This is a genomic window from Vibrio vulnificus CMCP6, from assembly GCF_000039765.1.
GTDB lineage: Bacteria > Pseudomonadota > Gammaproteobacteria > Enterobacterales > Vibrionaceae > Vibrio > Vibrio vulnificus_B.
On the sequence record NC_004460.2, the window covers coordinates 600,389 to 616,443 of the forward strand.

Annotated in this window: 10 protein-coding genes; 6 read left to right on the forward strand and 4 right to left on the reverse strand. The window is 47.0% G+C overall.

Going from position 1 to position 16,055, the window contains the following annotated elements; translation table 11 throughout:
• Positions 1 to 14 precede the first annotated feature (14 nt).
• Positions 15 to 2,291, forward strand: coding sequence for a bifunctional diguanylate cyclase/phosphodiesterase (locus tag VV1_RS17705; RefSeq protein ID WP_011081494.1), 2,277 nt, complete (start codon positions 15 to 17; stop codon positions 2,289 to 2,291).
• A 77-nt stretch (positions 2,292 to 2,368) separates the two neighbouring features.
• On the opposite strand, the gene VV1_RS17710 is transcribed toward VV1_RS17705, so the two are convergent.
• Together VV1_RS17710 and VV1_RS17715 are read right to left on the reverse strand one after the other, a co-directional pair.
• Complete coding sequence (locus VV1_RS17710; RefSeq protein WP_011081495.1) at positions 2,369 to 3,667, reverse strand: glycoside hydrolase family 18 protein; 1,299 nt, start codon at positions 3,665 to 3,667, stop codon at positions 2,369 to 2,371.
• 141 nt (positions 3,668 to 3,808) lie between these two features.
• Positions 3,809 to 4,801 (reverse strand): sugar-binding transcriptional regulator, encoded by a 993-nt coding sequence (locus VV1_RS17715; protein ID WP_011081496.1) that lies wholly within the window; start codon positions 4,799 to 4,801, stop codon positions 3,809 to 3,811.
• 463 nt (positions 4,802 to 5,264) lie between these two features.
• Here VV1_RS17715 and tal point away from each other — a divergent pair, with 463 nt between their 5' ends.
• From tal to VV1_RS17735, 4 genes are all read left to right on the forward strand, one after another.
• Positions 5,265 to 6,215 carry a transaldolase gene (tal, locus tag VV1_RS17720; RefSeq protein ID WP_011081497.1) on the forward strand — a complete coding sequence of 317 codons (951 nt, stop codon included), beginning with the start codon at positions 5,265 to 5,267 and terminating at the stop codon, positions 6,213 to 6,215.
• Positions 6,216 to 6,296: 81 nt separating this feature from the next.
• On the forward strand, positions 6,297 to 8,288 hold the full coding sequence (gene tkt / locus VV1_RS17725; protein WP_011081498.1) for a transketolase: 1,992 nt from the start codon (positions 6,297 to 6,299) through the stop codon (positions 8,286 to 8,288).
• A gap of 266 nt (positions 8,289 to 8,554) precedes the next feature.
• Positions 8,555 to 9,163, forward strand: a complete 609-nt coding sequence (locus VV1_RS17730; protein WP_080553533.1) for a methylamine utilization protein — start codon at positions 8,555 to 8,557, stop codon at positions 9,161 to 9,163.
• Complete coding sequence (locus VV1_RS17735) at positions 9,160 to 11,553, forward strand: putative bifunctional diguanylate cyclase/phosphodiesterase (protein ID WP_011081500.1); 2,394 nt, start codon at positions 9,160 to 9,162, stop codon at positions 11,551 to 11,553. The genes VV1_RS17730 and VV1_RS17735 overlap by 4 nt, the downstream gene beginning before the upstream one ends.
• A 49-nt stretch (positions 11,554 to 11,602) precedes the next feature.
• Here VV1_RS17735 and VV1_RS17740 read toward each other — a convergent pair whose 3' ends face one another.
• Positions 11,603 to 13,165 carry a methyl-accepting chemotaxis protein gene (locus VV1_RS17740; protein ID WP_011081501.1) on the reverse strand — a complete coding sequence of 521 codons (1,563 nt, stop codon included), beginning with the start codon at positions 13,163 to 13,165 and terminating at the stop codon, positions 11,603 to 11,605.
• Positions 13,166 to 13,475: 310 nt separating this feature from the next.
• Complete coding sequence (aroG, locus tag VV1_RS17745; protein WP_011081502.1) at positions 13,476 to 14,528, reverse strand: 3-deoxy-7-phosphoheptulonate synthase AroG; 1,053 nt, start codon at positions 14,526 to 14,528, stop codon at positions 13,476 to 13,478.
• Positions 14,529 to 14,950: 422 nt separating this feature from the next.
• On the opposite strand from aroG, the gene VV1_RS17750 reads away from it, so the two are divergent.
• Positions 14,951 to 16,024, forward strand: a complete 1,074-nt coding sequence (locus VV1_RS17750; protein ID WP_011081503.1) for an OmpA family protein — start codon at positions 14,951 to 14,953, stop codon at positions 16,022 to 16,024.
• Positions 16,025 to 16,055: the final 31 nt, after the last annotated feature.

Below are 16,055 nucleotides of genomic sequence, written 5' to 3' on the forward strand. Positions count from 1 at the left end.
ACAGAAGGCAAAGAATGGCTGGAATGAAGAAAAATATTTGGCTGCTATATTGGGTCCTCGTGGTGGTTACCATGGGGCTTTTTATCCTTTTTGGCCATAATTTCTATCATTCCAACCTACAGAAATACCAAGATAAGCAACTGCTGCAACTTGAACTTTTTGCGGCTTCCGTCGACTCACTGTTCAAAAGCCAAGAGTCCCTACTCGAAGTGGTTGGGCATCAATTAGTCGAGCAAAGCGATTTCACTCGGACGGCAGCCATGCAGATACGGCCGCTACTCGATAACTTGATGCGTATTCATCCTATTATTGCTGGTTTTGGCCTTGCTAATCCTAATGGTGACTTTATCGCGGTCAGCAGCAATGTCGATTTAGCGCGAGCAGAAAACTTAATCGCCAACCCCGCGACAAAAATCGGTTTCATCGAAGCGCTCAATTCCAATCGTATGGTATTGGGGCATACCTACTATTTTGATGCCATCGATTCCTTGGTGATTCCCATTCGCAAATCCATTCGCAATCAGCGCGGTGAAGTGGAAGCCGTCATGACCGCGGGACTAAAAGTCGAGTCGACACTGGTTTTTCGCAACAATATTCATGCGAACCCCTACAATATTGTGAGCCTGATACGAGAAGACTTGTACCGCACTTTTGTTTCTGCCGACGCCTCCCTCGTCAATCGTTACGATGCACCCATTGACGATCATCGTTACAAAGAGGTCATCGCCGCGGCGGCTTCTCAGTTATCGCTTTCCGAACCGGAACTCAAAGCTTCTCAAAAAGCCGTCACAGTGACGACAAATGGCCCCCAAGTCTCCTATCTAATGACAGTGAAATACCTGTCGGATTATAAAGTTTGGGCCGTTTCTGCTACTGAAATGCATTTTATTCGTCAACAGTTTTACAGCCAACTCGGCTTCTACCTGCTGATCTTCACTATCTTACAGCTCGCGTTTTACGGCTTAGTGCGCTCGATCGCCAACAACGAACAACAAACCATTGAACGCTTAAACAAACAAGCGACACACGACACCTTAACTGGCCTGCCAAACAGACTCTATTTGCGCAATAACGTAAACAGTTGGCTCAAAAATAAAACGTCGCCTTTTTCACTGCTGTTCATTGATATGGATAACTTTAAAAGTGTCAACGACACTCATGGTCACGATTTTGGTGACCAAGTTCTAAAACAAATCACGCAACGATTAGGTTCATTCAACAACGACCAACGCTTGTTGGTGCGTGAAGCCAGCGATGAATTCATTTTATTGGTAAAAGAGAGCGATCCTGCGTTACTTAAGTCATTAGCGACTACCATGATCGCTAAAATGGCCGAGCCTTATGTGATTAACGACGTTCAGTTCCTATTAAGCTGTAGCGTAGGCATCGCCGTTTATCCCACTCACGGCAATGACCTCGACGCGTTACTTCGCGCCGCCGATATCTCGATGTATCGTGCCAAACAAGAGCGTAACTCGTTCAATATTTTCACCACTGAAATGCAAGAGCAGCATTTATACAAAACGAAAGTTGAACAACGTTTAAGATTTGCGATTGAACAACAAAAGCTCTTTATGGTTTACCAACCTCAGGTTGATATGGATGGCAAGCTGCATGGTGTCGAAGCCTTGGTTCGCTGGCAGGACGAAGAGCTCGGTTTTGTCCCACCCGATCTGTTTATTCCTGTCGCCGAAAGCTCAGGACTCATGGTTAAACTGGGTAAATTCATCATTGAACGCAGTGTCAGTGATATTGCGAGCTATGTGCTGCCACAACGTCAAGACTTGAATCTCTCAATCAACATCTCTGTAAAACAGTTTATTCAGCAGGATTTTGCTGAGCACCTTCTCACCACCATCGACACGGCAAGACTCGATAGAAAGCGCATTACTCTCGAAATTACGGAAAACTTGTTTATTGAAGATCTTGAGCAGTTCAAACCCATTTGTAATGAAATGAACCAACAAGGGCTCAAAATCTCTCTGGATGATTTTGGTACCGGCTATTCCTCGTTGAGCATGCTAAAAGATCTGCCCATTGACGAGCTGAAGATCGACAAGAGCTTTGTCGACAACATCGAGAATGACGCAAAGTCTTTCAACATGGTCAAAAACATCATCGCTATCGGGAAAAACTTTGGCATGGCAGTGTTGGCCGAAGGGGTAGAAACGGAGTTGCAAGCGAACAAACTGGCGGAATGTGGTTGCGACTTGTTGCAAGGCTACTACTACGCGAAACCGCTCAATGTCGAGCAACTGCAAAGCTATCTGGACGAACAGACGGAAAAATAGACGCTCATTACCCAATTACGGTGAAACAAAAACCCGCTAAAGCAGCGGGTTTTTATATCAAAGCCAATGATTGAACTTTACTTGCTCGTCATTTCAGCATGCATGGTATCAACCAATTTACCGCTTGGATCACCAGAGAGTTCCCACGTAAAGATGCCTCCTAGATTTGATTGCTTCGCCCACTGTGCTTTCGCTTTAATCGAGCGCTGATCTTCAAAGGAGATAAAGACTTTTTTCTCTGGGTTCCACAAATAAGGTGCTTGAGACTGTTCGTCGTAGTTGTACTGATAGCCTTGTTTCTCCCCATAGTTCTTCACCAGATCCCAGAACATGAAGTAGCCATTCTCGCCAGTGCCAAATTGCGCCCCTTGTTCAGAGAGCAGATCCCCTTTCGGCGCTTGACCGTCATAGTCTTTTGTTCCCTGCCATCCACGGCCATAGAACGCCGCGCCAATCACGAGCTTTTCACTTGGAATGCCAAGTTCAATCATCTGATTGATGAAAACATCTGCGCCCATGCCCCACCAACTGCGTTCTGTGGCATGCAAGTTGGTGGTGTGTCCGGTCTGCTGCCCCCACCCACCGAGGAAGTCATAGGTCATCGCAAACATGTTGGTGAGATAGGGCTGTGCGGCTTTCCAATCGATTTGTGCCGCTTTCGCGCCCACACCAACCGCTGTTGACAGTTCATACTCTCGATTGGTTTTCTTTTCTAACGCATCAAGATCGGCACGCAACGTTTTGACTAAGTAAGTAAAAGCATCACGCTCTGCCGCTTTCTGTTCATCAGACAGTTTCGTCGCAGGATTCCAAGGGGACGTGGTTAAGCCACCACCGCCCGGGTATTCCCAGTCCAAGTCAATGCCGTCAAAGAAGTCATATTGTTTGATAAGTTCAACGGCGGTTTTAGAGAACTGCGCCATTGCTTTGGGATCCTTGGCCATTGCATGAAACGGCTCAGACATGGTCCAGCCACCAAAAGAAGGAAGGATTTTAAGATCTGGGTGCTGTTTCTTCAGTTCCGCAAGCTGGGCAAAATGGCCTTTGAATGGCACCTTCACCGATACCTTGCCGAAGTCTTTTTCTAGGGCGGCTTCGGTATCAACGACAATCGCACTGAATGGCTCTTTGCCTTCGCACTGTTTGGCTACCAACTTTTGTACTGTCTCTGATGCTCCAGTGTGAGGACCACACATGCTTAAAAAGGCGTAGATAACATGAGTCAGCTTTTCTGCAGGAATATCTTTCACCGTGTAAGGATTTGAAGCATTCGCGTATTGCCAATCGGCAAAGTAACCCGCAACCACTTTTTCTTGCGCAACAGCGCTACCAGCAAACGCGCTGAACAAAGCAGCGGTAATCAATGTTTTTTTCATAAGTCCCTCCAAGTAACTGGTTTAAAGCTACTCCTCGGGATTATTTTCAGCTTAGAAATCAAATCAAATCAGGCTGCGAGTCATTTATAAAATCTCACAGCCTGATTGCACAAATTGCATAAAAATATGCCACCTGATCTGCTATTGCGCTTTACCTTGCATTTGCTCGTCAAGGTTCAGTACGGTAAGCGCGTTACTCACGCTCGTGGCAATAACGTCAATAGCTCCCGTTCTTAGCGCACCAAGCAGTGCCAAGGGTTTGCTGTTCTCAGCCGCGATGGCGATGACTTGGGAGATCGGCCTAAACTCTTCAATACCTAAACCAATCACACGATCGCTCATCACGGTATTCGCGACGTTGCCATAAATATCAAAAAAGTCATAACCTGCGAAATCCCCCACAACACCTTGCTGTAAGCGAGACTGCACCACTTCATCGGGGGTAAACCACCCAAGATCGACCATATAGCTGTTCTCACTCATGTCACCAATCCCAATCAGAGCGATGTCGGCTTTGCGTGCGAGATCGAGAGTCTGTTTCACGGTCGCGTTTTGCATGAATGCCATTTTCTGCTCACGGTTTTCTGCGTACGCAGGCGCATAGAGTGTTTCTGATGTGCCACCATATTTTTTCGCCAACTGGCGGCAAATATGGTCAGCGTTAAACATACCGCCGCGAGGGTGAATCCCACCAATCCCACAGACAAATTTGCAGTCGCGGGAAGTAATGACACCAACGTGGTGCGCAACCGCAGAGACATTTCGTCCTTGCCCAACCGAAACCACCATGCCATTTTTTAATGTGCTCGTCAGGTAGTTCGAGACCAAACCGGCCACTTGCTGGCGCTGTGCTTCTTCGTGGGGTTGGTCAAGCGCGACTAATGCTCGCTTCACACCAAAGCGTTCAATTAGACGCTGCTCAATTTTGGCGCTGAACACCGGGTGATACTTCACGGTGATTTCGACGATCCCTTCGTCCCTTGCTTGCTTAAGCATTCGGCCCACTTTGGCGCGAGAAACCGAAAACTTCTTTGAAATCTCTTCCTGAGTAGCGCCATCCTGATAGTAAGCGACCGAGATCTCAGTCAGAAGATCCGTGCTTTCAATCGATATATCTTGGTTTGAACTGCTCATATTTACTCTCACCCTCATTTCAGAGTGCTATTTTAATCTGCCATTGAGCATATGCTCATTGACTTAGCATATGTTACACACGATTCTAACCGCAACTTTTGCTCATTGAAATGACATTTTCTCAGTAAAGATTTTGTTAATGACTTTCACTCACTAAACCTTACCGAGTAAGGGCAAACGTTTAATTGTTGTTTGTTCGATTTTGCGCGAAAAAAAACGTTGATGAGCATCACCTTAAAGCTCATTCAACCATTGACTTTCCTACACGTTAGGATAAATATGAACACATCATTTACTCAGCCATCGAGCAAATGTTCAAAACAAATGTTCGGTCGCTAAATTTTTTCTGATGAATAGAGCGTGCATTGTAAAAATCGCACTAAACTATTCGCTAGTCAGTTTACAAATGTATTGGCTTGGGTGTGTACACCGAGCGATAGCCCGTTATATAGGATGATCGATTATGAGCAACAAGTTAGAGCAACTTCGCAAGCTAACAACTGTCGTAGCAGACACTGGTGAAATTGATGCAATCAAGAAATACCAACCAGAAGATGCAACCACAAACCCTTCTCTGATTCTTAAAGCTGCTCAAATCGCTGAGTATGCACCTCTGATCGATGCTTCTATCGAGTATGCAAAAACTCAAAGCGATGACAAAGCACAGCAGATCCAAGACACTTGCGACATGCTTGCAGTAAACATCGGTAAAGAAATCCTAAAAACAATCCCAGGTCGTATCTCTACAGAAGTGGATGCTCGCCTATCTTACGATATGGAAGGCAGCGTAGCGAAAGCTCGCCAACTAGTGAAAATGTACAACGATGCGGGCATCACTAACGATCGCATTCTGATCAAACTGGCGTCTACTTGGGAAGGTATTCGCGCAGCGGAAATCCTAGAGAAAGAAGGCATCAACTGTAACCTGACTCTTCTATTCTCATTCGCTCAAGCGCGTGCTTGTGCAGAAGCGGGCGTATTCCTGATCTCTCCATTCGTTGGTCGTATCATGGACTGGTACAAGGCGAAAGAAGGCCGTGATTTTGAAGCTCAAGAAGATCCAGGCGTATTGTCTGTCACTAAGATCTACAACTACTACAAAGAGTACGGCTATAAAACCGTCGTTATGGGCGCAAGCTTCCGTAACATCGGTGAGATCCTAGAATTGGCTGGTTGTGACCGTCTGACTATCGCGCCAGCTCTACTTGCAGAGCTAGAAGCGGCTGAAGGTGAAGTGGTTGAGAAACTGGTTGACTCTAAAGGCGCAGCAGAGCGTCCAGCAGCAATGACTCACGCGGAATTCCTATGGGAGCACAACCAAGACCCAATGGCGGTTGAGAAGCTGGCAGAAGGTATCCGTAACTTCGCCGTTGACCAAGGCAAACTAGAAGCGATGATTGCAGCGAAACTGTAATCACACAGAATCAAACTAGGGGAACGCAAACGTTCCCCTACTTATTTCCTCTTTTGACTCAAATAATATTCGGTATTTATTATGGATCGTAAACAACTCGCTAATGCAATCCGCGCACTCAGCATGGACGGCGTACAAAAAGCAAACTCAGGCCACCCAGGCGCACCTATGGGTATGGCGGACATCGCTGAAGTTCTTTGGCGCGGCCACCTAAACCACAACCCATCAAACCCTGAATGGGCTGACCGCGACCGTTTCGTACTGTCTAACGGTCACGGCTCTATGCTGATTTACTCGCTACTGCACTTGAGCGGTTACGAGCTATCTATCGACGACCTAAAGAACTTCCGTCAATTGCACTCTAAGACTCCAGGTCACCCAGAGTACGGCTACGCACCGGGCATCGAAACAACAACTGGCCCGCTAGGCCAAGGCATCACCAACGCGGTTGGTATGGCAATGGCTGAGAAAGCGCTCGCAGCGCAATTCAACAAAGAAGGCCACGACATCGTTGACCACTTTACTTACGTGTTCATGGGCGACGGCTGTCTGATGGAAGGTATCTCGCATGAGGCTTGCTCTCTTGCTGGTACACTAGGTCTAGGCAAACTGATCGCATTCTGGGATGACAACGGCATCTCTATCGATGGTCACGTTGAAGGTTGGTTCTCTGACGACACACCTAAGCGTTTCGAAGCTTACGGCTGGCACGTCATCCCAGCAGTGGATGGTCACAATGCGGAAGCGATCAACGCAGCAATTGAAGCCGCTAAAGCAGATCCTCGCCCAACTCTAATCTGTACTAAGACTATCATCGGTTTTGGTTCACCAAACAAATCGGGTTCACACGACTGTCACGGTGCACCACTAGGCGCTGAAGAAATTGCAGCGACACGTAAAGAACTAGGTTGGGAGCACGGTCCTTTTGAAATTCCGCAAGAAGTGTACGCAGAATGGTCAGCGAAGGAAGCAGGCGCAGCTAAGGAAGCAGCGTGGAACGAGAAATTTGCAGCTTATGAAGCAGCATATCCAGAGCTTGCAGCAGAGTTCAAACGCCGCGTAAATGGCGAACTGCCAGCGCAGTGGGAAGAGAAAGCAAACCAAATCATTGCCGATCTTCAAGCAAACCCAGCGAACATCGCATCACGTAAAGCATCGCAAAACGCGCTAGAAGCGTTTGGTAAAATGCTACCAGAATTCATGGGCGGCTCTGCTGACCTAGCGCCTTCTAACCTCACCATGTGGTCGGGTTCAAAGTCACTAGAAGCAAGCGACTTCTCTGGTAACTACATCCACTACGGTGTGCGTGAATTCGGTATGACTGCGATCATGAACGGTATCGCGCTGCACGGTGGTTTCGTACCTTACGGCGCAACCTTCCTAATGTTCATGGAATACGCACGTAACGCAATGCGTATGGCGGCTCTGATGAAAGTGCAAAACATCCAAGTGTACACGCACGATTCTATCGGTCTTGGCGAAGATGGCCCAACTCACCAACCCGTTGAGCAAATCGCATCGCTACGTCTAACGCCAAACATGAGCACATGGCGTCCATGTGACCAAGTTGAGTCTGCGGTAGCTTGGAAACTAGCAATTGAACGTAAAGATGGTCCATCGGCACTGATTTTCTCTCGTCAAAACCTAGCACAACAACCACGCAGCGCTGAGCAAGTGGCAGACATCGCCAAAGGTGGTTACATCCTGAAAGACAGCGATGGTAAGCCTGAGCTCATCCTAATCGCGACGGGTTCAGAAGTTGAGCTAGCGGTGAAAGCGGCTGAGCAACTAACAGCTGAAGGTAAGAAAGTACGCGTGGTTTCAATGCCAGCTACTGATACTTTCGACAAGCAAGACGCGGCTTACCGTGAAGCAGTACTGCCATCAGACGTAACGGCACGTATCGCTATCGAAGCGGGCATTGCGGACTTCTGGTACAAGTACGTTGGCTTCGACGGTCGCATCATCGGCATGACTACCTTCGGTGAATCTGCACCAGCAGATCAACTGTTCGAAATGTTCGGTTTTACGGTAGAAAATGTGGTGAACACAGCGAAAGAACTTCTCGCGTAATCACGATTTCTGACCAAATCAAACTCAAAGCCCTGCTTTATTTAGCGGGGCTTTTTATTATCCTTACTAAACCTAACTAGGCTAACTCGCCAGTCTATTTCGCCCTCCTTTTCGCTGGCCAAAAAAGCGCACAAGTTTCTTTCTACTTGCATCAAACATTCTGTTTGCCATCTTTCATCTATAGTTAAAACATCACCGCTATCAAGCCGTCACGAAAGCGATGCACAGATCCAAAAACACAAATGAGCTATTGAGGAAGTACCATCGTGAACAAACGAACTATTCACTTATTGTGGTTGTCTCTAGTTTCCTTGCCCGGCTTCGCCGAGGATTTGACAGTACGGGTATTCACTCAGCAAGGGGAACCTCTTGAAAACGCGGTCGTGTTTCTCAAGTCAGACGCGCTTCTTCAGTCTCTCCAGCCGATGCCAGTAGCCGAATTAAGCCAGAACCACCGAACTTTTACCCCGAATGTACTGGTGATCACCAAAGGCAGTGCCGTTGAGTTTCCTAATCGTGATAGAGTTCGGCACCACGTTTACTCGTTCTCAAATGCAAAAACATTTGAACTCAAACTCTATTCAGGTCGGCCAGAAAAACCTGTCGTGTTTGATAAGGCGGGAGTTGTCGAGATTGGCTGCAATATTCACGATAGCATGCTGGCATGGATTTTAGTCTCCGACACACCACTCTTTGCCACAACAGACAATCAAGGCGAAGTACACTTCACTCAGCAACAAGCCGATACGTATCAGATTGAAGTGTGGCATTCTGCGTTACCCTTTGGCTCTCCCCTCGTCACTCAAGGCACACGCTTAACGGCAAACAATGCTGCTGTCGAAATAGTGATGCCCGCGTTAGGAGGGAATCTGTGAATTCGCTATTTGGTCACTACCTACGCACCAGCCTTTCCCGTCGGTTTATCACGTTCGTTCTTGCCTTTCTCATTTCAATTCAATTTGTTAGTTACGCATTGGTGCAAGTGACGGTAGATGCCCACATTCGCGAAGAGATACGAGAAACACTCGAAGTTTCGAAGCGAGTATGGGATCAGTTATTGATTCAAGCCAGTTTCCGTTTACAAGAAAACGCCGACCTACTGGCGTCTGATTTTGGCTTTCGCACTGCGGTAGCCACCCAAGATCAACAGACCATTACCTCAGCACTGCAAAATAACGCCGCCAGAGTGGATGCCTCTATTGCTGTGCTTATCGATCATCAATGGGCGTTGCAGGCGCTGTCTGAAGACGACATTTCCGAAGCCTCACGCAAAGAGCTCGTCACCGCGATTAAACAGTTTTCTACCGCTAGGCCATACCATCTCATGATCTACAAAGGTAAGCCGACCCAGTTTGTCCTCGCGCCAATCAGAGCACCGCGCATTATTGGCTATGTGCTGTTTGGTTTTGAGATCACCCATCAGCGTATCAGCCTTGCAAGCCAATTGGCTGGCGTCGACATTGCGCTACTTTCATCCCTCAGTGATTCATCAAACATTTACGTGGTATCAAACGAAGCGCAAATCAAAGCCTACTTCTCTTCCTTAGCCGAACTTCGCCCCACCGCGAGTTCAACTATGCAGGATCGAGCCATCGCCGACAGAGTCTTCGTTACCGAAACTCTGACGGAAAAGCTGCCGAATCAGCATTGGATTTACGTTGTTTTCCTTGAATCTTTGGATGCAGCAAGCCTTCGCTTTGACAAGCTGGCGTCTCAATATTTATGGGTATCTGGATTGGCGATTGTGCTCTTTACTCTTGCCGTTCTTGCCTTATCTCATCGCGTTATCCGCCCTTTAATCACACTCACCAAAGCAACCGAAGCGCTGGCCGACGGTAACTACACAGCAACGATTGAAGGTACACAGCGTCCTGATGAAATTGGTCAACTGACTCGGGGATTTGATCAAATGCGCGAACGCCTTCAGGAGCAAAAACAGACCATCACTCAACTCGCTTACTTCGATACTTTGACGCATCTTCCGAACCGGGAACACTTCCGACAACACTTGAAACAAGAGCTGGCCCATCCATCGCTCAAGTCAATTTCGGTCATCACCATCAACCTAGACCGCTTTAAGCACATCAACGATGTATTGGGTTACCATGTGGGCGATGCGGTGTTACAAGAGATGGCGCAAAGACTCACGTTAACCTCGGAAAGCCTTACTCTTTTTGCCGCTCGAATCAGTGGTGACGAGTTTGTGGGTGAAATAAAAACCGGCAGTGATGAGCTGGCTGACAGTGTTACAAGGATCAAACAACGTCTTGATATCCCTTTCTATGTCAACGATACCCCAATTGATATCAGTGTCTCTATCGGAGTCGCCACTTGGCCAAGCGATGGCGGGGACGTTGATAGCTTACTTAACGCATCACAGATCGCCATGTACAGCGCCAAGCGCAAAAAAGAACAGGTTGTTTTCTACGACAGCGCCTTAGTCACCGCCATTCCCGAGAATCTGTCTCTGTTGTCAGAGTTGAGGCGGGCGTTATTACAAAATGAGTTACGCGTCTATCTTCAACCCAAAGTCATGGCCACGACCAAAGTGGTGTCGTCGGCAGAGGCGCTGATTCGCTGGCAACATCCTGAAAGAGGCCTGCTTGCCCCCTTCTTCTTTGTCCCTTTTGCTGAACAAACGGGTTATGTAAGGGAACTGACACGCTGGATGATCCAACAAGTGATTCAGCATTGGCGCGAGTTACAGCCACTCTCCGGTCAACTGACTATTTCGGTCAATCTCTCGACATGGGATTTGATTAACCCACAGCTTCTCGATGATTTACAACACTGGCTCAGCGAATACCATGTCCCTGCCAGTGGCCTCTGTTTAGAAATCACAGAAAGCGCCATCATGGAGGATCCAGAAACATCAGAACTGACCTTGCTGCAGCTGTCTCAAATGGGCTTTCATCTCTCTATCGATGACTTTGGTACCGGCTATTCTTCCCTTGGCTATCTACAGCGGCTACCCGTCAATGAATTGAAAGTCGACAAATCGTTTGTTCTAAACATGTTGGAAAATCCAAACGATAAGGTGATCGTGAGTTCCACCATCCACCTTGCACACAGTCTAGGGTTACAGGTGGTGGCAGAAGGCGTCGAATCCTACGACCTATTTACATCACTTAGAGAGCTAGGCTGTGATGAAATACAAGGCTATTGTGTAAGCAAACCAATAGCCTTGGAAGAATTTATTGCATGGCGAGAAGAGTGGATGCAATCGAACCCATACACGGTGGAGAATATGCAGAAAAAAGGTTAGAACCCGGCGAATCAAGCAGCGACGGGGGCTGCTTTTATCACCGCTGCACCTATTTCTCTTCAAATCGATAGGCAAGCTGATAGAAATCGTCCACTCGAGACTTCAGCTTCTGGCTGTTTTCTTCCACTGAATAGGTCGCTGCAAGATTTTGTTCCGAAGTGGTCACAATCGAATGAATGTGTTGATTCACCTGACTGGAGAGCTGCATTTGATTATCCGCCGACGCTGCCACCGTCGCCATCAATTGGCTCATAGAGCGCATCATTTGCTCCACCTCCGATAATCGTTCAGCGCTGATTGCAGCGACTTCTGAACACGATTCCGTTTGCTGTTTATTCTCTAGAATGTCGTTTTGCCAAGATTGGATGGTTGCCAGCATGGTGTCGATACTGCTTCTAATTTGCAGTGTGGCATTTGACGTTCTGCCCGACAATGCACGAACTTCATCAGCGACCACCGCGAAACCTCGACCTTGCTCACCGGCCCTTGCGGCTTCAATCGCAGCGTTCAAAGCCAGTAAATTCGTTTGTTCCGCAATACCACCAATCTCCTCCATAAACTGACTGACTTTCTGTGCCTGTTCGGATAACTGATACGTTGTTGCTGTCGCTTTTTCAGCCTGCAACATCAGCTGTTCTAAGTTCCGATGGGTTTGATCGATACTTTGCTTTGCTGCAACACAGCGCTGAGTTGTTTCTTCGATTAGGCGATCAGCGTCTTGCGTGCTACTCACTACCGATTGAGCCGCCACCTCCATCGAGTCCGTCGCTTGTTGAACTTGGCGAATATCCGACGCCTGCTGACTCAACGCTTGCGACACTTCCTCTGTCGTCGCACTCAAATCATCTGCCAATTGCTGTAAAGGCCTAGCAGAATCCGTCATGCGCCCCAGAACTGTGCGAATGCGAGCAGACGCCATTTTTATATGAAAATCAGCAATAGAGAATTGATTTTTGCCGGAATAAATCAGACGACTCACACTATCAAATTTACTTTGTAGCGCCTTCAACTGCTGAGGTGTGTCAATTAACTCTTGCCTAAACAACAGTGCCAATGTTGTCAAAGGCATCCAGTTGGCCAAAGTAGAATACGTACCATCTAAACTCAGCATTTGCGCAAGCACCGGTGCCGAGATAGAACCCAGCAAGATCGCGTATCTAAGTGAATCATTCAGTTTGAGTGACCACTGCCGGCCATTTCGCTCCGCATCCAGTAAAGAGTGATAGGCTTTGGAAGCGATCTCTACCCATTCGCGTTTTGGCTTGACGCGCACTGATTGATAGCCAGACATCACCCCATTTTCATAAATGGGCGTCACATAGGCATCAACCCAGTAAAAACCACCTGACTTGGTTCGATTTTTCACGATACCTCGCCAAGCTTTCCCTTGCTTTAGATTTTGCCACATATCGCCAAACGCCGCTTTGGGCATATCACTGTGACGCACAATATTGTGGTTTTCACCCAGCAGTTCTTGTTCACTGAATTCGGCGATTCGGCAAAATGCCTCGTTACAGTAGGTGATCACACCTTTTAAATCGGTCGTAGAAACGAGCTGTTCGTGCTCTTTTAAGAGGGTTTCATGAGCTGAATTAGAAATAAGTGCTGACATTATAAACTTTTGTTATGAAGAGTAATTGTGGGCAGATATATACACAATATTTCTCATTATTACAAAATGTTGATATCAAATTTTAAACTAACCAACACATTTCACACACATCCAGTTTCTTAATATCAATATGGTGTGAGCTAAAATGAGAACAAAAGACATGAGTGAATTTAATATACAGAAGTTAGCCCCCTCTCGATGGCTCGCAAAAGCAGGACTCTTATCGCCCTTTTCATTACGCATCACATTGAAAAAGAAAAGCCAGCGAATCGCTGGCTTACTCAATAACACAATGGGTGGCTAAACAGGGCTATTTCGCTCGACGAGCTGCCACTGCATTTGCCAATTGGCGAAGCACAGTTTCAGTATCTTCCCAACCGATGCAAGCGTCGGTAATCGACTGACCATAAGTCGCCGCTTTACCATCAACAAGATCTTGTCGACCTTCCACAAGATGTGATTCGATCATCACCCCAAAGATTGCCTCTTCACCGGCCGCTAGCTGCTCAGAGACATCGTCGGCCACCAACATTTGACGCTTATACTGCTTGGAGCTGTTGGCGTGGCTGAAGTCGATCATCACTTTTTGTGGTAAACCCGATGTAGCTAGCTCTTCTTTTACTGCTGAAACATGCGCTGCACTGTAGTTTGGCTCTTTACCACCACGCAAAATAATGTGGCAGTCTGGATTACCCGCGGTTTCAACGATAGCAGAATGGCCGTATTTCGTTACCGATAGGAAATGGTGAGAAGCACTTGCTGAGCGAATCGCATCACTTGCAATCTTAATGTTGCCATCCGTGCCATTTTTAAAACCAACCGGACAAGAAAGACCCGACGCCAGTTCACGGTGAACCTGAGATTCCGTAGTACGTGCACCAATCGCACCCCAACTGATCAAATCAGCCACATACTGTGGTGTGATCATGTCAAGGAACTCACTCGCCGTTGGAAGACCCATATCGGTAAGATCCAACAACAGTTTTCGGCCCATGCGTAAACCATCATTCAACTTGTAGGTGTCGTTAAGGTACGGGTCATTAATCAAACCTTTCCAACCCACAGTGGTACGTGGCTTTTCAAAGTAAACGCGCATAACAATTTCGAGCTCACCTTTGAGCTCGTCACGCAACGTTTTCAAACGCTTGCCGTATTCAACCGCGGCCACAGGATCGTGGATAGAGCAAGGGCCGACAATAACCAGCAGGCGATCGTCCTTGCCGATGAGAATGTTGTGAATGTCGTTTCTCGATTGGAAAGTTGTCGAAGAAGCGGTTTCAGTCGCCGGGTACTTCTCTAAAACAGCTACTGGTGGAAGTAACTCTTTAACGTTATTAATTCTTACATCATCTGTTTGGAACATTGCTTCTTCCTATCACTATCTCTGGGCGAAAATTTTTAGGGATACGGCTACCGACCGCCCTTTCTTCTTGGTATAGGCAAGTAACTTATCGGCAGAAAAACAATACCGCAAGCACTTTTTTTAAAAGAAGGCAAATTTTTAAAGAATTTTACGCTTTACACTTAATGTAAAAAAATAATTACACAAAGCGAGGATTCTAAGCTCATGATCTCAAAACTAGGAAACAGCTCACAACCATTCACCTCACAAATGAGACTTTAGATGCATTTTTATGGCTAGGTATATGTTACGAAACACTTTGTTACTAGAATGAAACAACTTGAATGCATATTACGTACAACTTATCGTCGCTAATCGCATTCAATGTGCTCATCTTGTGAGCAAAAGGAAATTATTCAGCCTGAGATCAGTAAGGAAAATATATGAAAAAATTAGCCGTCACCCTATCCGCGGTGCTCGCTAGCAGTGGTTTTTTCTCAGCAACAGCGAACGCAGCATGGTCAGATCTCTATTTCGGAGGCAAAATTGGCTATGTAAACCTAGACGACGCTTGTTACGTAAGCTCTCCGTGTGACGACGATTCCGCAGGTTTTGGCCTTTATTACGGCTACAACTTCAGCAAACATATCTCTGCTGAGCTAGGAATCGACCTTCTTGGTGAACATGAAACAAACTTCTCTAACGGTTATTTCTCTGAAGCAAAACTGGCCGCTTACACACTGGCGCCTAAATTCAGCCTACCACTGAATGAAAAACTCGATGCTTTTGCCAAAATTGGTGCGGCGTACATGATCTATGGCGATGATAAAGACCTTGTTCCTACTGGCTCTTTGGGTCTTGAATACGCATTAACCGAAAGCTTTAAGGCGCGTGCAGAGTACCAGCGTTATCAAGATATGTCCGATGACATCGTGAAAGATATGGACGCGAATTTCTTTGGTATCGGTATTACCTATCTGTTTGGCGGTGCTAGCTCAGCAGCCACTGCGGCGGCGGCTGCTAATGAAACGGCAGTAGAGCCAAGACCTGCTGAAGAAGTGAAGCAAGAAGAGCCAGTTGCTGAACCGATTCTTTTAGCTGAAGAGCCAAAACCTGAACCTAAACCAGAGTGGGTGACCAAATTCTCTAATCAGCAATACAACCAAGAGCTATTCGCGACAGGCAGCAGCAAATTGTCTGCTGGCGGTAAACAAGCGTTGACTCCATTGGCTGAAGTATTAATTAAATACCCAGATGCAGAAGCTGAAATTGTTGGTCATACCGATTCAACCGGCTCTGAAAAAGTGAACCAACGTATCTCTGAGCAGCGCGCTCAAGCGGTCGCGGATTACTTGGTCGAGCAAGGCGTGAAAGCAGAGCAGCTTAAGGTGCGTGGCGCAGGTGAATCTCAACCTATCGCTTCAAACAAAACGGCTGAAGGCCGTGCTCAAAACCGTCGTGTAGAAGTGACTATTCCTAGCTTTGAGTACCAAGAGCTACAGCAACCAGCACAGTAAGCCTGTAACATCATGACAAAAGGGAGCAAAT